The sequence below is a fragment of the Pseudomonas sp. KBW05 genome, from assembly GCF_003852405.1.
Taxonomy (GTDB): domain Bacteria; phylum Pseudomonadota; class Gammaproteobacteria; order Pseudomonadales; family Pseudomonadaceae; genus Aquipseudomonas.
In genome coordinates, this window is record NZ_QAJM01000024.1 from 68,852 (window position 1) to 88,094 (window position 19,243).

At 60.4% G+C, this 19,243-nt stretch carries 20 protein-coding genes; 10 read left to right on the forward strand and 10 right to left on the reverse strand.

Translation table 11 applies throughout. The annotated features are described in order from the left end of the window. Positions 1-307 precede the first annotated feature (307 nt). Positions 308-1,771, forward strand: a complete 1,464-nt coding sequence (locus DBR46_RS22935; RefSeq protein WP_124528041.1) for a glyceraldehyde-3-phosphate dehydrogenase — start codon at positions 308-310, stop codon at positions 1,769-1,771. 192 nt (positions 1,772-1,963) lie between these two features. On the opposite strand, the gene DBR46_RS22940 is transcribed toward DBR46_RS22935, so the two are convergent. Continuing rightward, positions 1,964-2,485 (reverse strand): chalcone isomerase family protein, encoded by a 522-nt coding sequence (locus tag DBR46_RS22940; protein WP_124528042.1) that lies wholly within the window; start codon positions 2,483-2,485, stop codon positions 1,964-1,966. A gap of 234 nt (positions 2,486-2,719) precedes the next feature. On the opposite strand from DBR46_RS22940, the gene sthA reads away from it, so the two are divergent. Beyond that, positions 2,720-4,114 carry a Si-specific NAD(P)(+) transhydrogenase gene (sthA, locus tag DBR46_RS22945; RefSeq protein ID WP_017737346.1) on the forward strand — a complete coding sequence of 465 codons (1,395 nt, stop codon included), beginning with the start codon at positions 2,720-2,722 and terminating at the stop codon, positions 4,112-4,114. Positions 4,115-4,156: 42 nt separating this feature from the next. Here the strand turns inward: sthA and DBR46_RS22950 are convergent, their stop codons facing one another. Both DBR46_RS22950 and DBR46_RS22955 read right to left on the reverse strand, forming a co-directional pair. After that, complete coding sequence (locus DBR46_RS22950) at positions 4,157-4,879, reverse strand: glycerophosphodiester phosphodiesterase (RefSeq protein ID WP_017737347.1); 723 nt, start codon at positions 4,877-4,879, stop codon at positions 4,157-4,159. A gap of 43 nt (positions 4,880-4,922) precedes the next feature. Then, the gene (locus DBR46_RS22955) at positions 4,923-5,507 is read right to left on the reverse strand and encodes a PilZ domain-containing protein (protein ID WP_017737348.1); all 585 of its coding nucleotides are present in this window, start codon (positions 5,505-5,507) and stop codon (positions 4,923-4,925) included. Positions 5,508-5,601: 94 nt separating this feature from the next. Here DBR46_RS22955 and DBR46_RS22960 point away from each other — a divergent pair, with 94 nt between their 5' ends. Genes DBR46_RS22960 through DBR46_RS22970 form a run of 3 tightly spaced genes read left to right on the forward strand, consistent with a single transcriptional unit; the run spans position 5,602 to position 8,846 of the window. Then, positions 5,602-6,852 carry a lipoprotein-releasing ABC transporter permease subunit gene (locus DBR46_RS22960; protein ID WP_026136852.1) on the forward strand — a complete coding sequence of 417 codons (1,251 nt, stop codon included), beginning with the start codon at positions 5,602-5,604 and terminating at the stop codon, positions 6,850-6,852. 7 nt (positions 6,853-6,859) lie between these two features. After that, complete coding sequence (gene lolD, locus DBR46_RS22965) at positions 6,860-7,543, forward strand: lipoprotein-releasing ABC transporter ATP-binding protein LolD (protein WP_017477213.1); 684 nt, start codon at positions 6,860-6,862, stop codon at positions 7,541-7,543. 58 nt (positions 7,544-7,601) lie between these two features. Then, on the forward strand, positions 7,602-8,846 hold the full coding sequence (locus DBR46_RS22970; RefSeq protein WP_124528043.1) for a lipoprotein-releasing ABC transporter permease subunit: 1,245 nt from the start codon (positions 7,602-7,604) through the stop codon (positions 8,844-8,846). A 115-nt stretch (positions 8,847-8,961) separates the two neighbouring features. On the opposite strand, the gene DBR46_RS22975 is transcribed toward DBR46_RS22970, so the two are convergent. Both DBR46_RS22975 and DBR46_RS22980 read right to left on the reverse strand, forming a co-directional pair. After that, positions 8,962-10,308: a heavy metal sensor histidine kinase gene (locus tag DBR46_RS22975; protein ID WP_124528044.1), complete on the reverse strand. Its 1,347-nt coding sequence runs from the start codon at positions 10,306-10,308 to the stop codon at positions 8,962-8,964. After that, positions 10,305-10,985, reverse strand: coding sequence for a heavy metal response regulator transcription factor (locus tag DBR46_RS22980; RefSeq protein ID WP_124528045.1), 681 nt, complete (start codon positions 10,983-10,985; stop codon positions 10,305-10,307). The genes DBR46_RS22975 and DBR46_RS22980 overlap by 4 nt, the downstream gene beginning before the upstream one ends. Before the next feature lie 155 nt (positions 10,986-11,140). On the opposite strand from DBR46_RS22980, the gene DBR46_RS22985 reads away from it, so the two are divergent. Then, on the forward strand, positions 11,141-11,656 hold the full coding sequence (locus DBR46_RS22985) for a plastocyanin/azurin family copper-binding protein (RefSeq protein ID WP_124528046.1): 516 nt from the start codon (positions 11,141-11,143) through the stop codon (positions 11,654-11,656). 61 nt (positions 11,657-11,717) lie between these two features. Further along, positions 11,718-12,548, forward strand: a complete 831-nt coding sequence (gene queF, locus DBR46_RS22990) for an NADPH-dependent 7-cyano-7-deazaguanine reductase QueF (protein WP_124528047.1) — start codon at positions 11,718-11,720, stop codon at positions 12,546-12,548. A 137-nt stretch (positions 12,549-12,685) separates the two neighbouring features. On the opposite strand, the gene DBR46_RS22995 is transcribed toward queF, so the two are convergent. Next, the gene (locus DBR46_RS22995; protein WP_124528048.1) at positions 12,686-12,952 is read right to left on the reverse strand and encodes a DUF4404 family protein; all 267 of its coding nucleotides are present in this window, start codon (positions 12,950-12,952) and stop codon (positions 12,686-12,688) included. A gap of 110 nt (positions 12,953-13,062) precedes the next feature. Further along, positions 13,063-13,671, reverse strand: coding sequence for an HAD family phosphatase (locus tag DBR46_RS23000; RefSeq protein ID WP_124528049.1), 609 nt, complete (start codon positions 13,669-13,671; stop codon positions 13,063-13,065). A gap of 196 nt (positions 13,672-13,867) precedes the next feature. On the opposite strand from DBR46_RS23000, the gene DBR46_RS23005 reads away from it, so the two are divergent. Then, entirely contained in the window at positions 13,868-14,557 is a 690-nt protein-coding gene (locus DBR46_RS23005; RefSeq protein WP_017737357.1) for a VacJ family lipoprotein, read from the forward strand. Positions 14,558-14,619: 62 nt separating this feature from the next. On the opposite strand, the gene DBR46_RS23010 is transcribed toward DBR46_RS23005, so the two are convergent. Further along, positions 14,620-14,916: a PilZ domain-containing protein gene (locus DBR46_RS23010; RefSeq protein WP_124528050.1), complete on the reverse strand. Its 297-nt coding sequence runs from the start codon at positions 14,914-14,916 to the stop codon at positions 14,620-14,622. A gap of 277 nt (positions 14,917-15,193) precedes the next feature. Between DBR46_RS23010 and rssB the strand changes: the two genes are divergently transcribed. Then, positions 15,194-16,375: a two-component system response regulator RssB gene (rssB, locus tag DBR46_RS23020; RefSeq protein ID WP_017737359.1), complete on the forward strand. Its 1,182-nt coding sequence runs from the start codon at positions 15,194-15,196 to the stop codon at positions 16,373-16,375. Beyond that, a complete protein-coding gene (gene rssC, locus DBR46_RS23025) occupies positions 16,375-16,857 on the forward strand; it encodes an anti-sigma factor antagonist RssC (protein ID WP_003172602.1) in 483 nt (160 codons plus the stop codon). The genes rssB and rssC overlap by 1 nt, the downstream gene beginning before the upstream one ends. 145 nt (positions 16,858-17,002) lie before the next feature. On the opposite strand, the gene tal is transcribed toward rssC, so the two are convergent. Both tal and dusA read right to left on the reverse strand, forming a co-directional pair. Next, the gene (gene tal, locus DBR46_RS23030) at positions 17,003-17,929 is read right to left on the reverse strand and encodes a transaldolase (RefSeq protein WP_017737360.1); all 927 of its coding nucleotides are present in this window, start codon (positions 17,927-17,929) and stop codon (positions 17,003-17,005) included. A 252-nt stretch (positions 17,930-18,181) separates the two neighbouring features. Continuing rightward, positions 18,182-19,201: a tRNA dihydrouridine(20/20a) synthase DusA gene (dusA, locus tag DBR46_RS23035; RefSeq protein ID WP_124528051.1), complete on the reverse strand. Its 1,020-nt coding sequence runs from the start codon at positions 19,199-19,201 to the stop codon at positions 18,182-18,184. Between the last annotated feature and the right edge of the window lie 42 nt (positions 19,202-19,243).

A 19,243-nucleotide genomic window follows, 5' to 3' on the forward strand; every position in this document is an offset into this window, starting at 1 on the left:
GGTAATTGTAACGGTCCTAGGCGCCGTCTGTCAGTTGCTGACTGAGCCTATTACGGTTTGTAGGAAATGTAGTGGCTAAGACAAACAAAGGCGGGTTTTGACTCATTATGTAGTGCCAAAACTGCTCAGGTTTTCGGAGGGTTACGGACAAGTCGTGAGCTTCGCTTAACTGGTGGCCTTCTGGAACCCGCGTATTTACTGGGCTCCAGCGGGGTGCGTTTTTTTCGCAAGCACTTTTTGTTGCCTGGGGCGCATTGCTCCGAGGCCGGTCGGGCGGCATAATGTAGCCCCTTTTTTCTGCCCCTACATGTGGAAGGTTCCCGTGACTCAGAAGCCCGACCAGTGTCTTGGTGAATGGATCGACCGTGAAGCACTCGCAGAAGCGATGATTCCGCTTATCGGCCAGCTGTACCGCAATAACAATGTGGTGAGCTCGATCTATGGCCGCAGCCTGATCAACCAGTCTGTCATCGCGATTCTCAAAGCCCACCGCTTTGCGCGTCACCGTTCTGCCGACGACAGCGAACTCTCCGTCCACGAAACATTCCCACTGCTCAAGGCCATGAGCGAGCTCAAGCTCGGCGCGGCTTCGGTAGACCTGGGCAAGTTGGCCTATAAATTCCGCAAGGAAGGCGCTGGGCGTACCGCCGAGCAGTTCGTGCGTGAAGAAATGGCCGATGTGGTTGGCCAGCAAAACGCCGCTGCCCGTAAAGGCACCGACGTTGTGCTGTACGGCTTCGGTCGTATCGGCCGTCTGCTGGCGCGCATCCTCATCGAAAAAACCGGCGGCGGCGACGGCCTGCGTCTGCGTGCCATCGTGGTGCGCAAAGGCGCCGACAATGACCTGACCAAACGCGCGAGCCTCTTGCGTCGAGACTCGGTACACGGTCCGTTCAACGGCACCATCGTCATCGACGAAGAAAACAACACCATCACCGCCAACGGTAACCTGATCCAGGTGATCTACGCGAAGAACCCGGCTGAAGTGGACTACACCCAGTACGGCATCAAAGACGCGCTGCTGGTGGACAACACCGGCGTATGGCGTGATGCCGAAGGCCTGGGCCAACACTTGGCCTGCCCGGGTATCGACCGCGTTGTCCTGACCGCTCCGGGCAAGGGCAAGCTGAAGAACATCGTTCACGGCATCAACCATGGCGAAATCACCGCTGACGACAAGATCGTGTCCGCCGCTTCCTGCACCACCAACGCCATCGTGCCGGTGCTGAAGGCTGTGAATGACAAGTTCGGTATCGTCAACGGTCACGTTGAGACGGTTCACTCGTACACCAACGACCAGAACCTGATCGACAACTTCCACAAGGGCGATCGCCGTGGCCGTAGCGCTGCGTTGAACATGGTGATCACCGAGACCGGTGCTGCCACCGCTGCTGCCAAGGCCCTGCCTGAGCTGGCCGGCAAGCTGACCGGTAACGCGATCCGCGTGCCGACGCCAAACGTGTCGATGGCCATTCTCAACCTGAACCTTGAGAAAGCCGCCACCCGTGAAGAGATGAACGAGTACCTGCGCTTCATGGCGCTGCACTCCGATCTGCATAAGCAAATCGACTTCGTCAACTCGCAGGAAGTGGTTTCCACCGACTTCGTGGGCTCGCGCCACGCCGGTGTGGTGGACGCCGAGGCGACCATTACCCAGGACAACCGTGTTGTGCTGTACGTGTGGTACGACAACGAGTTCGGCTACAGCTGCCAGGTGGTTCGCGTGATGGAAGATATGGCCGGGGTCAACCCGCCTGCGTTTCCGCGCTAAGCCTTTGCGCTGAATGAAAAAGCCCCGACTGGTTCGGGGCTTTTTTATGCCTGAAGGTTTTGTGGGGGCTGTAGGGGCCTCATCGCAGGCAAGCCAGCTCCCACATTGGACCGGGTTCACACATTTCCATTTGTGAATCCATTCACCTGTGGGAGCGGGCTTGCCCGCGATGGCGGCAGCACTGACACACCCTCAATTCAGCAACCCCTCCGACAACCCCTTGGGCGCCAACCAAATCCCCAGGTAAGCCCGCGCCAGTTCTTCATCGGTGCTGCTGAACACCACCTCCCCATTGATTTCCAGATTCAACCCACGCCCAGGGCGAAAATCCAGCGCATACCGATCACCCTTCTGGATGTCGCGAAAGCGGGCATGTAATTTTTCTACCTCGGGTTTCAATCGTGCGCTGACCCGCTGGCGCTCCAGCGTGGTATTGGCCGCCTTGATCACATCGCCACGGTCGATATCGCGAAAGTAATACAGCTCCAGGCGCAGGGCCTTTTGCTGCGCCCAGGCGAGCTTGGCGCGCACCTCGGCCGGGGCATACAGCGCTGCCGCGTAGACATCCGCCCAGAGGTAGGTCAGCACCACCTGGTTTTTCAAGGCCAGCTCACGTGATTGCGCAGGAAAACCGGCTTGCCTGAGCCGGTCGGCTTCATTGGCTTGAACCATGACCGACAACATCATCAATAAACAGAAAGCGACATGCCGCATAATGGCCCGTCCTGCAAAGGTGCTTGCTGGCAGTGTAATTGCAATTTCCTTACGCTGTAGTAACGGCAAGACTGGCCTACGACGCGACCAAGGGTTAATGTGCGCGGCGTTGAGCCTTATATAGACTGTGCCCCGGTTCACACACTTGAGCCAAAATGTCCTTCATGACCGCTGGCCGCGGCATGATTTAGCCAGGCGTCCAACCGTACGCCTGGCCTGTTCTGAGGAGTACGCATGGCTGTCTACAACTACGACGTGGTGGTACTGGGTTCCGGCCCGGCTGGAGAAGGTGCGGCGATGAACGCCGCGAAGGCAGGGCGCAAGGTGGCGATGGTCGATAGCCGTCGCCAGGTCGGCGGTAACTGCACCCACCTGGGTACCATCCCGTCCAAGGCTTTGCGTCACTCGGTGCGCCAGATCATGCAGTTCAACACCAACCCGATGTTCCGGGCCATTGGTGAGCCGCGCTGGTTCTCGTTCCCGGACGTGCTGAAAAGCGCCGAGAAAGTCATCTCCAAGCAAGTGGCCTCGCGCACCGGTTACTACGCCCGTAACCGTGTCGACCTGTTCTTCGGCACCGGCAGCTTCGCCGACGAGCAAACCGTCGAAGTGGTCTGCCCCAATGGCGTGGTCGAGAAGCTGGTGGCCAAGCACATCATCATCGCCACCGGTTCGCGCCCGTATCGCCCGGCCGATATCGATTTCCACCACCCGCGTATCTACGATAGCGACACCATCCTCAGCCTGGGCCACACCCCGCGCAAACTGATTATCTACGGCGCCGGCGTAATCGGCTGTGAATACGCCTCGATCTTCAGCGGCCTGGGTGTACTGGTGGAGCTGGTGGACAACCGCGACCAGTTGCTGAGCTTCCTCGACTCGGAAATTTCCCAGGCGTTGAGCTACCACTTCAGCAACAACAACATCACCGTGCGCCATAACGAAGAGTATGAGCGGGTCGAAGGCCTGGACAACGGGGTGATCCTGCACCTCAAGTCCGGCAAGAAAATCAAGGCCGATGCCTTGCTGTGGTGCAACGGCCGTACCGGCAACACCGACAAGCTGGGCATGGAAAACATCGGGGTCAAGGTCAACGGCCGTGGCCAGATCGAGGTGGACGAGAACTACCGCACCTGCGTGCCGAACATCTACGGCGCCGGCGACGTGATCGGCTGGCCGAGCCTGGCCAGTGCGGCGCATGACCAGGGCCGTTCGGCCGCTGGCAGCATCGTCGACAACGGCAGCTGGCGTTATGTGAACGACGTGCCGACAGGGATCTACACCATTCCCGAGATCAGCTCGATCGGCAAGAACGAGCACGAGCTGACCAAGGCCAAGGTGCCTTACGAAGTGGGCAAGGCGTTCTTCAAGAGCATGGCGCGTGCGCAGATCGCCGGCGAGCCGCAAGGCATGCTGAAGATCCTGTTCCACCGGGAAACCCTGGAAGTCCTCGGCGTGCATTGCTTCGGCTACCAGGCGTCGGAGATCGTGCACATCGGCCAGGCCATCATGAACCAGCCGGGCGAGCAAAATACCCTCAAGTATTTTGTGAACACCACGTTCAACTACCCGACCATGGCTGAAGCCTATCGGGTAGCTGCCTACGACGGCCTCAACCGGCTTTTTTGAGCGGCTCCGGCCGGTGGCCTGAGCCGGCCGGGGAGACCGATTTCAGTAATTCTCGAGGGTGGCAGTGGCCAAACCGGGAAAGTCTGTAATCAGGCTATCTACGCCGAAGTCGGCGAGCCTGCGCATCAGCGCAGGTTCGTTGACCGTCCACACGGACACGTGCAGGCCCTGGCGCTGGGCTTTCTCCAGACGCTCAGGGGTGCACAACGTCCAGTTCAACGCCAGAATCTCACAGCCGTAGTTTTGCGCGACCTTCAGCGGGTCGAGCCAGGCGTATTCGGCCACCAGCCCGCGCGACAGGTCGGGGGTGAGTTCAACCGCCGCTTTCAGCACTTCCCGCGAACTTGACGTGACCGTGACCTTGTCCATCAGGCCGTGGCGCACGGCCATCTCGCGAATCGCCAGCACGGTAGTGGCTGCGCGGGTGCGTGAGGCGCTTTTGACTTCCAGTTGCCAGTGATCGAAGTCGCACTGCTCGAACAACTCTTCCAGGCGTGGGATCGGGCACGGTTTGACCCAACCCGGGCCGCCTTTGCGGGCGTCCATCTTCACCAGGTCCGCTGCCGAGTACTCGACGACTTTGCCGCGCCGGTCGGTGGTGCGCTTGAGGGTCGGGTCGTGGATGACCATCAACTCTCCGTCCATGGACAGGTGCAGGTCCAGTTCGCAGCGGCGTACGCCGTGCTTGAGGCATTCCTGAAAACTGGTCAGGGTGTTTTCCGGTGCTTCGCCTTTGGCACCGCGGTGGCCGTAAATCAGGGTCACAGTTGCTCCTATGCGCCAGCGTGTCTGGCGGGGTGAATGCTATTCAGGTGTCTTGGGCGTCGCTTTGTTCCCGCGCCAGGCGGCGTTCCTGGGCTTGTTTCTGCAGGATGTAGCGGGCGAGCAGCTGGCGCTGGGCGTCGGTCATGGATTCGAACTCCGTGCCCACGTCAAAGCCAGCGCCTTTAGGATCGCAATGGGTGACCCGTGCGCGCAGCAGCAGGCCGAGCGCCTGGGGCATCAGCACCAGCTTGACCGCCAGGTGTGCGCCGGGGGCGAGGGGGGTAGGGTGTTGGAAGTCGATGCCGCCTTCGGAAATGATCACCGGCTGCGGCTCGCCAACGGCCGTGCGCAGGCTTTGCGCCATGACCTGGCTGAGCAGGTCCAGGCGCTTGTTCTGGACTTTGAGGAAGGCGGCGAGGCTGCGATCCTTCTCGCTGATCTGGCGCAGCAGGTGCTGGGCTTCGAATTCGCTGAGGTGCAGTTCGCTGAGCAAATTGAACAGCGGCGACTCATCCTGCAACACTTCCTTGCTCGCCGCTTCAGGGGCGGACAGGCTTTTGATTTGAAGTGCGATCATGTCGTCGATACGGTAGTATTCGCGGCGCTCTTCTTCATCTAATGTCGACATGGCGAACCCCAGCTAGCGTTAATGGTCTGAGTGTAAAGCTGCTTACCAGACCCCGCCACCGGGACGTCTTCTTTTCCTCCGAACAAGCCCCGACATGTTCAGACCTCTCTTCGTATTTATCGGCACGCGTTATACCCGTGCAAAGCGTCGCAATCATTTTGTGTCGTTCATTTCCTTGACCTCGATGATCGGGCTCGCCTTGGGCGTGGTCGTGATGATCGTGGTGCTGTCGGTGATGAACGGCTTCGATCATGAGATGCGTACCCGCGTGCTGGGCATGGTGCCCCACGCGACCATCGAGGGCGATGCGCCCATCAGTGACTGGCAAAGCCTGGCCGACAAGGTCAAGCAGAACCCCAAGGTGCTGGCCGTCGCGCCATTTACCCAGATGCAGGGGTTGCTGACCAACGACGGCAAGGTGCAGAAGATTCTGCTCAATGCCATCGACCCGGCCCAGGAGCGCAACGTCTCGATCATCGACAAGTTCATGTTGTCGGGCAAACTCGATGACTTGGCCCCCGGCGAGTTCGGCATCGTGATCGGTGACAAGGCCGCGGCCAAGCTCGGTGTGAACCTGGGCGACAAGCTGACCTTCGTCGCCCCGGAAGTCACCGTGACCCCGGCTGGCATGTTCCCGCGCATGAAGCGCTTTACCGTGGTCGGCACTTTCCACGTTGGCGCTGGCGAGATCGACGGCTACCTCGGCCTGACCAACCTCACCGACCTGGCCCGTCTGCATCGCTGGAAGCCGGACCAGGTGCAGGGCCTGCGCCTCAAGTTCAATGACCTGTTCGACGCCCCGCGCACCTCGTGGGAAATCGCCCAGCACCTGGGCGAATCCCAATACTACGCCCGCGACTGGACCCGCACCCACGGCAACCTGTACCAGGCCATCCGCATGGAAAAAGCCATGATCGGCCTGCTGTTGCTGCTGATCGTTGCCGTGGCCGCGTTCAATATCATCTCCACGCTGGTGATGGTGGTGAATGACAAGAAAGGCGACATCGCCATCCTGCGCACCCTTGGCGCCACGCCGGGGCAGATCATGGCGATCTTCATGGTGCAGGGCACGGTGATTGGCGTGGTCGGTACCCTGATCGGCACCGCCGTCGGCATCCTCGCCGCGCTGAACGTCAGCGCCGCCATTGCCGGCCTCGAAACCCTGATCGGCCACAAGTTTCTCAACGCCGACGTCTACTTCATCGACTACTTGCCGTCCCAGGTACAGGCCCAGGACGTGTTGATGGTGGGCGGCGCCGCGTTGGTATTGAGTTTCCTTGCCACCCTGTATCCAGCCTGGCGCGCGGCACGCACCCAACCAGCACAGGCCTTACGTTATGAGTGAATCGGGCATGAGTGAAAAAGCAATCTTGAGCTGCCGCAACCTGGGCAAATCCTACGAGGAAGGCCCGGAGTCGGTGGTGGTGCTGTCCAACCTGCAACTGGAGTTGCACCCGGGCGAGCGCGTGGCGATTGTCGGCAGTTCCGGCTCTGGCAAAAGTACCTTGCTGAACCTGTTGGGCGGCCTTGATACGCCGTCCCAGGGCAGCGTATGGCTGGCCGGGGAAGAACTGTCGGCCCTTGGTGAAAAGGCCCGTGGCCAGTTGCGCAACCGTTCCCTCGGTTTTGTGTACCAGTTCCACCACTTGCTGCCCGAGTTCACCGCCCTGGAGAACGTGTGCATGCCGCTGTTGATCGGCAAGACCGCCATCCCGGAAGCGCGCCAGCGTGCCAAGGCGCTGCTGGAACGCGTCGGCCTCGGCCATCGTCTGGAGCACAAGCCAGCCGAACTGTCCGGCGGCGAGCGCCAGCGTGTGGCCATCGCCCGCGCCCTGGTGAACAACCCGGGCCTGGTGATGCTCGATGAGCCGACCGGCAACCTCGACTCCCACACCGCCCAGGGCATCAAGGACTTGATGCTGGAACTGAGCACGCAGATGCGCACCGCGTTCCTGGTGGTGACCCATGACATGAGCATGGCCCGCCAGATGGACCGTGTGTTGCACCTGCAGGAAGGTCATCTGGTCGCCATCTGACCTGTTTCAAGCCCGGTGTCTGACATCGGGTTTTCTATTTTTCCAACGGTGCCCGCGAATGTTCAGACCGTTATCGATTTTCATCGGCACGCGCTATACCCGCGCCAAGCGCCGCAACCGTTTTGTTTCGTTTATCTCGATGACCTCGATGATCGGCCTCGCCCTGGGTGTGTTGGCGATGATCGTGGTGTTGTCGGTGATGAACGGCTTCCAGCGCGAAATGAGCTCACGCATCCTCGGCATGGTGCCCCACGCTACCATCGTCGGCGTGAACCCGATTGACGACTGGCAGCCAGTGGCCGCTGCTGCGATGAAGAATCCTGAAGTGACCGCCGCAGTACCGTTCACGCAGATGGATGGCATGTTCTCCTACAAGGGCGCGATGCAGCCGATTGAGATCAGCGGCGTCGACCCGGCCCAGGAAGGCAAGGTGTCGATCGTGGCCCAGCACATCGTGCAGGGCAAGCTGGAGGACCTGAAACCCGGCGAGTTCGGCGTGGTGGTCGGTGAAATCACCGCCCGACGCTTTCGCTTGAATGTGGGCGACAAGCTGACCCTGATCGTCCCGGAAATCAGCACGGCACCGGGGGGGATCACCCCGCGCATGCAGCGTCTGAATGTGGTCGGTATCTTCAAGGTCGGCGCCGAGCTGGATGGCTCAATGGCCTTGATCCACATGGCCGACGCGGCAGAGATCCAGCATTGGCAGCCGAACCAGGTGCAAAGCGTGCGCCTGGCGGTGAAAGACCTGTATGCGGCGCCCAAGGTCTCGGCGGATATCGCCGGCAGCCTGGGCACCGCCTACAAGGCGGACGACTGGACCCACACTCAGGGCAGCCTGTTCAGCGCCATGAAGATGGAAAAAACCATGATCGGCTTGCTGTTGCTGATGATCGTCGCCGTGGCGGCGTTCAACATCATCGCCACCCTGATCATGGTGGTGAACGACAAGGGCGCCGACATCGCCATCCTGCGCACCATTGGCGCCACGCCACGGCAGATCATGGCGATCTTCATGGTGCAGGGCACGGTGATCGGCATCGTCGGCACCTTGATCGGCGGCGTGCTGGGGGTGATTGCGGCGCTGAACGTGAGTGCGCTGGTGGGCTGGATGGAGCGGGTGACCGGGCAGCATATCTTCAGCTCGGACGTGTACTTTGTCAGCAACCTGCCTTCGGAGCTGCAGGGTGGGGATGTGCTGCTGATTTGCACGGCGGGGTTTGTGTTGAGCTTTTTGGCGACGCTGTATCCGGCGTATCGGGCGGCGAAGATTGAGCCGGCGCATGCCCTGAGATATTCGTAAGCCTTTAGACCGCTTTCGCGAGCAAGCCCGCTCCCACATTTGTCCGCGTACACCTTTTGAAATGCGGTCAAATGTGGGAGCGGGCTTGCTCGCGAAGGAGCCGGCACTGCTTGCATCAAGCTAGCTGTGGCAACTCAATCACAAACCTGGTCCAACCCTTCCCCGACTCACAAAAAATCCGCCCGCCATGGGCCCGCACAATCGACTGGGTAATTGCCAGCCCCAACCCCGCATGCTCGCTGCTGCCCTCATGACGCGCCGGGTCCGCCCGATAGAATCGGTCAAACAGCCTCGGCAGCAACGCCGCTGGAATACCGTCCCCGGTATTTTCAACGGTCAGCCTCACGCCTTCCTCTATCCTCACCCGCACCTCACCCCCTGTCGGCGTAAACCGCAAGGCGTTATCCAGCAGATTCGACAGCGCCCGACGCAACATGCCGCGATCGCCTACCGTATGTGCAGAGCCTTCACGCACCAGGCCGACCTGGGCGTCTTCCGCCAGCAATGCAAAAAACTCCAGCAACGTGTCCACTTCATCGGCCAATGCCAAGGGCTCACGCCTGGGCATCAGCAAGCCGTGGTCCGCCTTGGCCAGGTACAGCATGTCGTTGACCAATTGCGCCATCCATTGCAGCTCTTCCAGATTGCTGTGCAGCGCTTCGCGGTAGTCCTCCAGCGGGCGCGGCTGGGTGAGGATGACCTGGGTGTGGGTCAGCAGGTTCGACAGCGGTGTGCGCAGCTCATGGGCGATATCGGCGGAGAACGCCGAGAGGCGCTGGAAGGCATCGTCCAGGCGGCCGAGCATGGCATTGAAGGCTTGGGCCAGTTCGGCCAATTCCGCCGGCATCTGCTCCTGGGGCAGGCGTTGGGTCAGGGAGTGGGCCGATACGCCTGCCGCCACTTCACCCATGCGCCGCAACGGCCGCAACCCACTGCGCGCGGCCCAGGCACCCAGCAAGGCGGTGGCGAGTGCCGAGAGGCCAACGGTCAGCCAGATCAGGTGCTGCATGCGTTGCAGGAAGTGCTGGTGGTGGGTGATGTCGAGCATCAGGCTCAGCTGTGGCGAGTCAGGTGTGCCGGCCATCAACGGCGCGTTGTACACCCGGTAGTCCGTACCGGCGTCTTGCAGGCTGTGCAGGCCGGGGGCCTCGGGCAAGGTCATGCCGGGTACGCCGTCGAACCAGCGCTGGCCCGCGCGGGTAATGCGCAGCGTGAGGTCGGGTTGGTGGCTGAGTTCGGCGCGCAGTTGCGCTTCGCGACGGGCAAAGGATTCGGGCGAGTCCACACCTTGCAAGGTGCTGCGCAGGGCCACGAGCTGGCTGTCGAGCTGTTGTTGGTCCAGCTCGATGAAGTGCGCCTCGCTGGCGCGGTTGAACAGCACGCCGGCGAGCAACGAGACCACCGCGGTACACGCCGCAAACAACAGTGCCAGGCGGCTGGCCAGGGACAGGCGCTGGATCAATTGAAGCGCTCCTCCAGCACGTAACCCATGCCGCGCACGGTGTGGATCAACTTGTTGGGGAAGTTGTCGTCGATTTTCAGGCGCAGGCGGCGGATCGCCACTTCGATAATGTTGGTGTCGCTGTCGAAGTTCATGTCCCAGACCTGGGAGGCGATCAGCGATTTGGGCAGCACTTCGCCTTGGCGGCGTAGCAACAGCTCCAGCAGGGCGAACTCCTTGGCCGTGAGGTCGATGCGCTGGCCGTCCCGCTCGACGCGGCGGCGGATGAGGTCCAGGCGCAAGTCGGCCAGTTGCAGGGCGGTTTCCTGTGGCGCGCTGCTGCCACGGCGCAACAGGCTGCGCACCCGAGCCAGCAGTTCGGAAAAGGCGAAAGGCTTGACCAGGTAATCATCGGCGCCCAGTTCCAGGCCGTGTACGCGGTCTTCCACGGCGTCGCGGGCGGTAAGGAACAGCACCGGCGTCTCCAGGCCGGCGCTGCGCACCGCTTGCAGGATTTGCCAGCCATCGCGACCGGGTAGCATGACGTCGAGAATCAGCAGATCGTAGTCACCGGTCAGTGCCAGGTGCTGGCCGCTGGTGCCGTCGGCCGCCAGCTCGGTGGTAAAGCCGGCTTCGGCCAGGCCCTGGCGCAGGTAATGGCCGGTTTTCGGTTGGTCTTCGACGATCAGCAGTTTCATGGGCGGCTCTGAGTGGCGGTGCACGAGGCGCTTTATACCGTAGGTTCCAAGGTAGGGGCGCAACCTGACAAAGTTGTAATCTAGCAGTCAGCTGGCTGGCAGCAGCCCCATCTTAGAGTGCTGTTCAGCGTGTTACACATTTTTGGAGAGTTGAGATGGCGTTGCGTACACCCCTGTTATTGGCGGGTTGCCTGTTGGTGGCGAGTTTTGCTGCGATGGCCGACTCGGCGCATACCTATGCATTCGGCCACGCGGCACCGGCCGCTCAGGCCACGCGCACCGTGGAAGTGACCTTGCAGGATATTTCCTTTTCGCCCAAGTCGTTGGACGTAAAAGCCGGTGAGACCGTGCGCTTTGTCTTGGTCAATAAAGGCCAGCTGCTTCACGAATTCAACTTGGGCGACGCGGCGATGCATGCCGAACACCAGAAGGAAATGTTGCAGATGCAGGCGAGTGGCATGCTCACCGCCACTGGCATGGGCAAGATGGATCACAGTGCCATGGGCCATGGCGCAATGATGAAACACGATGATCCCAACAGTGTGTTGGTCGAGCCTGGGAAAACCGCCGAGTTGACCTGGACCTTCACCCAGTCCACGGGCCTGGAGTTTGCCTGTAACCTGCCAGGGCATTACCAGGCGGGCATGGTGGGAGAGCTGAACGTCGAGTAGGCCGCAAAGGCGGGGGCAAAGGCTGGTAGACTGGCGGCGTTTATTTAGCCAGGTTTCCGCCATGCATCCCGCAGCCGAACATTCGCCGCTGGGCAAGTCCAGTGAATACATCTCCACCTACACCCCGTCGTTGCTGTTTCCGATCCCTCGTGCCGCGAAATGGGCCGAGCTGGGCCTGAGCGCCGAGACCCTGCCTTACAAGGGCGTGGACTTCTGGAACTGCTTCGAACTGTCCTGGCTGCTGCCGTCGGGCAAGCCGGTGGTGGCCATCGGTGAGTTCAGCATCCCGGCTGACTCGCCGAATATCATCGAGTCCAAGTCCTTCAAGCTGTATCTCAACTCGCTGAACCAGACCGCGTTCGCCGACACGGCGAGCCTGGAAGCGACCCTGCGCACCGACCTCAGCGCCGCTGCCGGCAAGCCGGTCAGTGTGCGCATCCGCAGCTTGGCCGAGATCGAGGCCGAAGGCGTGATGGCGTTGCCGGGCGTGTGCATCGATGAGCTGGACATCAGCGTCAGCAACTACGAGCATCCGCGCCCGGAGCTGCTGCGTTGCGATGCTTCGCGCATTGTCGAGGAGAGCGTGCACAGCCACCTGCTCAAATCCAACTGCCCGGTGACCAGCCAGCCCGACTGGGGCAGCGTGGTGGTGGAGTACCGCGGATCCGCACTGGATCACGCCAGCCTGTTGGAATACATCGTGAGCTTTCGCCAGCACTCGGACTTCCACGAGCAGTGTGTGGAGCGGATCTTTCTCGACCTGCAACGTTTGCTCAAGCCTGAGAAATTGACGGTGTATGCGCGTTATGTGCGGCGTGGTGGGTTGGATATCAACCCTTATCGCAGTACTGAGGATGTGGCGTTCCAGAACGTGCGTCTGGCCCGCCAATAGCCTTCACGCAGAACTAAATGTGGGAGCGGGCTTGCTCGCGAATGCGGTAGATCAGCCAATGAATCTGTTGACTGACACGCCGCCTTCGCGAGCAAGCCCGCTCCCACATTGGTTTCTGTCTCTGGCTGAAACCTGAGTCAGATCCCGATGTTGCCCAGGGTGATCATGATGTTGCGCAATGTCCCAGAAATCAGCGGGTGCTCAGCGTCGAACTCTATGGCCGCTTGATTCACATCGTCGGAAATACTGGGTGTCTGGGTCGCCGGTTCAAGTTCCAGTTGTAGCTCGAATTTGGCAATCAAAGCTTCCAGTGCTGCACGTTTTTCTTCCGAAAGGGGCGGTTCCTGTTCCAACTGCCCGCGCAGGATCTCGACCTGTTCTTCCAGTTTTTTGCGATCAGGCATGACGTGTTTCCTTTTATCGATAGGCACTGGCATAGACCGCGGCACGCCGAGAAAGGTCTACGGACTGACCTGTAGACTAATCCACCTGCGCCGACTGTGCATGATCTCGATCAGGGCTTCTCGCCTTTGAGCTGGCGCAGGCTGATGTCGGCCAGGCAGGTGCCGAGCTCGCCCAGGTGGTCGATCACCGAATGCACGCCCAGCCCGTACAGGGCCACGGTGGCCTTGCCGCGCTTGTGCTCGCGCTCTTGCTCGCTCAACGCCTGCCATTGTTCCGGGGGGATGCCGCACAGCGAGCCGCAGGACGCCAGGCCTATCGTCCACAGGCCGGCGTTGAGCCCCGATTGCAGCAAGCGCGGTTCGCCGCTGACCAGCACACAGCCTTCGAGGCGTTCGATGTTCAATTCCATCAAGGCCTGCCAGCAGGCGTGAGGTGCAGGCCAGCGAATGGAGGAGGGCGATGTTGCTTTCAGCCAGTTGGGCAGCACCGTGGCCAATGGCGTGGTAATCGAGGCGGGGAGTTCGTCCAGCCAGGCGCAGGGCACGCCCTGCTCTTGCAGGCTGCGCAGGATTTTCAGGGCGCCGGGGGTGGCCAGGGAATCGAGCGAGGGCGAATCGCTGCGTGCTTGGGAACCGAAGTCCACCAGGCAACCACTCAGGCCAAACAGAACGGCAGTCAAGGCAGGCGCGCTGGCAATGGCAATCTCGGCGTGAGGCATGGGGACTTCCCTGAAATAGCTCTGACCCTATCGGCGCGGGATGACAAGCCGATGACACCCGGCTTTAATTGTAGGAATTTTGTGCATTTACGGCATGACTTTTCCCAGCTGCTGCCTAAATGGACACTTCCGTCATATACTCACGGCCTTATTCAGGGCATAGCGCCCATGACAGACCATTCAAGGAGCAAAAGCTATGCGCTGGAGCCACTACTTCGCTCAGCTGTCGGTGTGTGCCACTGTCCTGCTGGCCCCGTTCGCCGCACAGGCCGCCTCGGAAGATGATCCCTGGGAAAGCGTGAACCGCCCGATCTTCACCTTTAACGACACCGTTGATACCTATGCCCTCAAGCCATTGGCCCAAGGCTATCAGTTCGTCACCCCGCAATTCATGCAGGATGGCGTTCATAACTTCTTCCGCAATATCGGCGATGTCGGCAACCTGGCCAACAATGTGCTGCAGCTCAAGCCGCATGCGGCGGGTGTGGACACGGCGCGCTTGTTGATGAACACCACGTTTGGCGTGCTGGGCTTTATCGACGTCGGCACCAAAATGGGGCTGCAACGCAGTGATGAAGACTTCGGCCAGACCCTCGGCTACTGGGGCGTGGGCAGCGGGCCTTACGTGATGCTGCCGTTGCTGGGCCCGAGCACCTTGCGTGACGCGCCATCCAAGTACGTCGACAGCTACACCCAGCCGTACCGCTACATGAACGATATCGGCTGGCGCAACAGCACCTTCGGCCTGAACGTGGTTGATGTCCGTGCCAGCTTGCTCGACAGCGAGAAGCTGATCACCGGCGACAAATACACCTTCATCCGCAACGCCTACTTGCAGAACCGCGAGTTCAAGGTCAAGGACGGCAAGGTTGTTGATGACTTTTAAGCCGTGACGTCTTGAAATGAAAAAAGGCGACCGTGAGGGTCGCCTTTTTTTGTGCGCGGATTTCAGCGCATTTTCAAGATCTTGAGGCCCAGGTGCTGGTCTGGACCGTTTGTCTTGGTCCAGACTACCTCGGTGTCCGCTTCCAGCCCCGCGAGGGCGGTGTGCTCGGAATCGATGCGTACGGTCAGTGTGTCGCCTACCTGGAATTGGCGCGGCGCCTGCACCTGCATGCCGGAGCTGGAAAGGTCCACGCAAACCCCAGCAATCTCTTGCCCGGCGTGGATCAAAGACACATCGGCATCCACTCGCATGCGGATGAAATCGCGTTTTTCGGCGTAGTCGCGCTCGTGTTCGCTCACGGGTTCCATCCTTACTTTGTGTTGTGGTATTGCCTGTTCTTATAACTCCCAGTGATTTGCGATGTAAAGACGCCCGGCGACCATCGGCATGAGCTTGAAACCCCTGACGGATGGGAGTACCGTCTGCGCCTTAGAAGGGCACCTCTGCTTTACAGTTGTGCGTAGGCCAAAAGCCCGTGCTTTGTAGGACAGAGTGGCTAGAAAGCGAATCCAGTAGTGTGAGTCCGGCCATTGCCGAGCTGCCTACGCCAACCTAATTCTGGCGCCGTTTGCCCACATGCAAAAAACCAGTGCCACGCTGCTGATAATCGATGACGACGAAGTAGTGCGCGCGAGTCTCGCGGCCTATTTGGAAGACAGTGGCTTCAGCGTCCTGCAGGCCAGTAATGGCCAACAGGGTCTCCAGGTATTCGAGCGCGACAAGCCCGACCTTGTGATCTGCGACCTGCGCATGCCCCAGATGGGCGGCCTGGAGCTGATTCGCCAGGTGACTGAGCTTGCGCCGCAGACGCCGGTGATTGTGGTGTCTGGTGCCGGGGTGATGAACGACGCGGTCGAGGCCCTGCGCCTGGGCGCTGCCGACTACCTGATCAAACCCCTGGAAGACCTGGCGGTGCTGGAGCACTCGGTGCGCCGTGCCCTGGATCGTGCACGCCTGCTCCTGGAAAACCAGCGCTACCGCGAAAAACTCGAAACCGCCAACCGCGAACTCGAAGCCAGCCTGAACCTGCTCCAGGAAGACCAGAACGCCGGTCGCCAGGTGCAGATGAACATGTTGCCGGTGAGCCCGTGGACCATCGACGAATTCCAGTTTGCCCACCAGATCATCCCGTCGTTGTACCTGTCGGGTGATTTTGTCGATTATTTCCGTGTGGATGAGCGCCGTGTCGCGTTCTATCTGGCCGACGTCTCCGGCCACGGCGCCTCTTCCGCGTTTGTCACCGTGCTGTTGAAGTTCATGACCACGCGGTTGCTGTTCGAATCCAAGCGCAATGGCACCTTGCCGGAGTTCACGCCATCCGAGGTGCTGGGCCACATCAACCGAGGTTTGATCAGCTGCAAGCTGGGCAAGCACGTGACGATGGTCGGCGGCGTGATTGATGAAGAAACCGGTCTTTTGACCTACAGTATTGGCGGTCACCTGCCGATGCCTGTTTTGTATACGCCTGACAGTGTGCGCTACCTGGAAGGACGTGGTCTGCCCGTAGGCTTGTTCAATGAAGCCACCTACGAAGATCACATCCTGGAGCTGCCGCCGACCTTCAGCCTGACGCTGATGTCCGACGGTATCCTGGACTTGCTTCCAGAGCCTACACTCAAGGAGAAAGAAGCCGCCTTGCCCCAAAAGGTCAAGTCGGCGGGCGGCAGCCTGGATGGCCTGCGGCAAGTGTTTGGATTGGCCACGCTGGGGGAGATGCCGGATGATATCGCCCTATTGGTGTTGAGCAGGAATCTTTGATGAGTACCGGAAGAATCCAATTCGCCGAGCAAGACGGGACCTTTGTCCTGAAGTTTGTCGGTGAAGTGCGCCTGACCTTGTGTTCGGCGCTGGATGCGACGATTGAGCGGATTTTCACCGCGCTGAACTTCTCGGCGATCGTGATCGATCTGACCGAAACCCGCAGCATCGACAGCACCACCCTTGGGTTGTTGGCCAAGTTGTCCATTCTGTCTCGGCAGAAGGTCGGCCTGTTGCCCACGGTCGTCACCACCCATGAAGACATCACCCGTTTGTTGCAGTCCATGGGTTTCGATCAGGTGTTCAACATCGTTGACCGTCCGATCCCGTGCCCGGAATGCCTGACCGACCTGCCATCGCAGGACCAGTCCGAAGAAGTGGTGCGGGTCAAGGTGCTGGAAGCGCACAAGATCCTGATGGGCTTGAACGAGTCCAACCGCGAAGCGTTCCACGACCTCGTCAACGCCCTCGAACGCCACTGATCCCTCGGTAGGAATATGGCTTGTGTGGGAGCTGGCTTGCCTGCGATAGCGCCAGCTCAGACACCCCAAGACTCGTTGCCATAACCGGCAACCACAAAAAAGGGCGATACCCTCACAGGTATCGCCCTTTTTGTTACTGCCTGCCTTACAACTTGGCGCTCAGCAGTGCCTCCAGCTTCTCCTGATCCCGAGCAAACTGACGAATCCCCTCCGCCAGCTTCTCAGTCGCCATCGCGTCCTCATTGGACTCCCAACGGAACTGCGCTTCAGTCAGATGCACACGCGCTTCACCGGCGTGGCCTGGAGCCAGCTTGCGCTCCAGCTTGCCGTTGTCGGCCGCCAGTTTCTCCAGCAGGTCCGGGCTGATGGTCAGGCGATCACAACCGGCCAGTTCTTCGATCTGGCTCAGGTTGCGGAAGCTGGCGCCCATCACCACGGTCTTGTAGCCATTGGCCTTGTAGTAGTTGTAGATGCGCGTCACCGACTGCACGCCCGGGTCTTCCGAACCGGTGTAGTCGCTGCCGTTGGCCTTCTTGTACCAGTCGTAGATACGGCCCACGAACGGCGAAATCAGGAACACGCCGGCTTCTGCGCAAGCCACGGCCTGGGCGAAGGAGAACAGCAGGGTCAGGTTGGTCTGGATGCCTTCTTTTTCCAGCTTTTCTGCTGCGCGGATACCTTCCCAGGTGGAGGCGATCTTGATCAGCACGCGGTCGCGGCCAATACCGGCCTTTTCGTACAGGTCGATCAGGCGGTGCGCACGCTTGAGTACAGCGTCGGTGTCGAACGACAGGCGCGCGTCTACCTCGGTGGAAATGCGCCCCGGCACTACTTTCAGGATCTCTTGACCCACTGCGACCGCAAAGCGATCGCTGGCCAGGCCCACGTCACCGTTGCAGTCTTTGACACACTCGTCCAGCAGCTTGGCGTAGGCCGGGATCGACGCAGCCTTGAGCAGCAGGGAAGGGTTGGTGGTGGCGTCTTGCGGTTTGACCCGAGCGATAGCTTCGAAATCGCCGGTATCGGCTACGACGGTGGTGATTTGCTTGAGTTGTTCCAGCTTGGAAGTCATGGGCGTGCTCTGTCCTATGGGTCTGATGACATTACCCGAGCGCCGACAGGCGCTCAAGGGCGCAAATGCGTTCGATCGTTTGCGAGGGCAACAACCTGAAAACAGCCGTTTGAATGACCGGCCTTGCTGGTAGATAGGAGGGCAAAAAGGCCAGCAGGTTCAACCCTGATGCTCGTGGTTGCACCCCAGTCCCTGTGGCGAGGGAGCTTGCTCCCGTTGGACTGCGCAGCAGCCCCAGAAATCGGGGCGCGATCAACGCCCTTCCAACAGTGCCCCTGCCTGATCCAGCAACGCCAGCGGATCGCTCGCCTTATGAATATCCACCGACAGCAACTGGCGAAACTTTCGCGCCCCCGGGAAACCCGTCCCCAGCCCCAGCACATGCCGGGTAATGTGATGCATCGTGCCGCCCGTCGCCAAATGCGCCGCGATATAAGGCCGCAATTGCGCCAGCGCCTCCGCGCGGGTGATCACCGGCTCGGTACTGCCAAACAACTGCTGATCCACCTCCGCCAGCAGGTAGGGGTTGTGATAAGCCTCGCGGCCCAGCATCACCCCATCAAACACCTGCAAGTGCTCCTGGCATTGTTCCAGTGTCTTGATTCCGCCGTTGAGAATGATCTCCAGCTCAGGGAAATCCTGCTTCAACTGCGCCGCCACGTCATAACGCAAAGGCGGAATATCCCGGTTCTCCTTGGGCGACAAACCCTCCAGAATCGCAATGCGCGCATGCACGGTAAAACTGGCGCACCCCGCGTCCTTCACCTGGCCGACAAAATCACACAGCTGCGCATAACTGTCGCGGCCATTGATCCCGATGCGATGCTTCACCGTCACCGGAATCGCCACTGCATCACGCATCGCCTTCACGCAATCCGCCACCAGCGCGGGGTGGCCCATAAGGCAGGCGCCGATCATATTGTTCTGCACGCGGTCGCTGGGGCAGCCGACGTTGAGGTTCACCTCATCGTAGCCACCGGCCTCAGCCATCCGCGCACACGCGGCCAGCTCCGCTGGAACGCTACCGCCCAGTTGCAATGCCAGCGGGTGCTCGGCGTCGTTGTGACGCAGGAAGCGCTCGTGGTCACCGTGCAGGATCGCGCCGGTGGTGACCATCTCGGTGTAGAGCAGGGCGTTTTTCGACAGCAGGCGCAGGAAGAAGCGGCAGTGGCGGTCGGTCCAATCCATCATCGGCGCGACGCTGAAGCGCCGAGACGGCTCGCAGCGCGAAGAGCTTGAATTTACTGGGGATGAGGCTTTTTCGGAATTCATTAATACTGATCTTTTATACAGCGGTTTTTACCCATTTTTCCT

What these genes read in the sequence shown, in the direction of transcription:
- tal (WP_017737360.1), bottom strand. Translation starts at nt 17,929, where the DNA reads ATGACTTCCAAGCTGGAACAACTCAAGCAAATCACCACCGTCGTAGCC.
- DBR46_RS22960 (WP_026136852.1), top strand. Translation starts at nt 5,602, where the DNA reads ATGTTCAGACCTCTCTTCGTATTTATCGGCACGCGTTATACCCGTGCA.
- DBR46_RS22940 (WP_124528042.1), bottom strand. Translation starts at nt 2,485, where the DNA reads ATGCGGCATGTCGCTTTCTGTTTATTGATGATGTTGTCGGTCATGGTT.
- DBR46_RS22970 (WP_124528043.1), top strand. Translation starts at nt 7,602, where the DNA reads ATGTTCAGACCGTTATCGATTTTCATCGGCACGCGCTATACCCGCGCC.
- DBR46_RS23005 (WP_017737357.1), top strand. Translation starts at nt 13,868, where the DNA reads ATGCGCTGGAGCCACTACTTCGCTCAGCTGTCGGTGTGTGCCACTGTC.
- dusA (WP_124528051.1), bottom strand. Translation starts at nt 19,201, where the DNA reads ATGAATTCCGAAAAAGCCTCATCCCCAGTAAATTCAAGCTCTTCGCGC.
- DBR46_RS23000 (WP_124528049.1), bottom strand. Translation starts at nt 13,671, where the DNA reads ATGCCTCACGCCGAGATTGCCATTGCCAGCGCGCCTGCCTTGACTGCC.
- rssB (WP_017737359.1), top strand. Translation starts at nt 15,194, where the DNA reads ATGCAAAAAACCAGTGCCACGCTGCTGATAATCGATGACGACGAAGTA.
- DBR46_RS22935 (WP_124528041.1), top strand. Translation starts at nt 308, where the DNA reads ATGTGGAAGGTTCCCGTGACTCAGAAGCCCGACCAGTGTCTTGGTGAA.
- DBR46_RS22980 (WP_124528045.1), bottom strand. Translation starts at nt 10,985, where the DNA reads ATGAAACTGCTGATCGTCGAAGACCAACCGAAAACCGGCCATTACCTG.
- queF (WP_124528047.1), top strand. Translation starts at nt 11,718, where the DNA reads ATGCATCCCGCAGCCGAACATTCGCCGCTGGGCAAGTCCAGTGAATAC.
- DBR46_RS22995 (WP_124528048.1), bottom strand. Translation starts at nt 12,952, where the DNA reads ATGCCTGATCGCAAAAAACTGGAAGAACAGGTCGAGATCCTGCGCGGG.
- rssC (WP_003172602.1), top strand. Translation starts at nt 16,375, where the DNA reads ATGAGTACCGGAAGAATCCAATTCGCCGAGCAAGACGGGACCTTTGTC.
- sthA (WP_017737346.1), top strand. Translation starts at nt 2,720, where the DNA reads ATGGCTGTCTACAACTACGACGTGGTGGTACTGGGTTCCGGCCCGGCT.
- lolD (WP_017477213.1), top strand. Translation starts at nt 6,860, where the DNA reads ATGAGTGAAAAAGCAATCTTGAGCTGCCGCAACCTGGGCAAATCCTAC.
- DBR46_RS22955 (WP_017737348.1), bottom strand. Translation starts at nt 5,507, where the DNA reads ATGTCGACATTAGATGAAGAAGAGCGCCGCGAATACTACCGTATCGAC.
- DBR46_RS22985 (WP_124528046.1), top strand. Translation starts at nt 11,141, where the DNA reads ATGGCGTTGCGTACACCCCTGTTATTGGCGGGTTGCCTGTTGGTGGCG.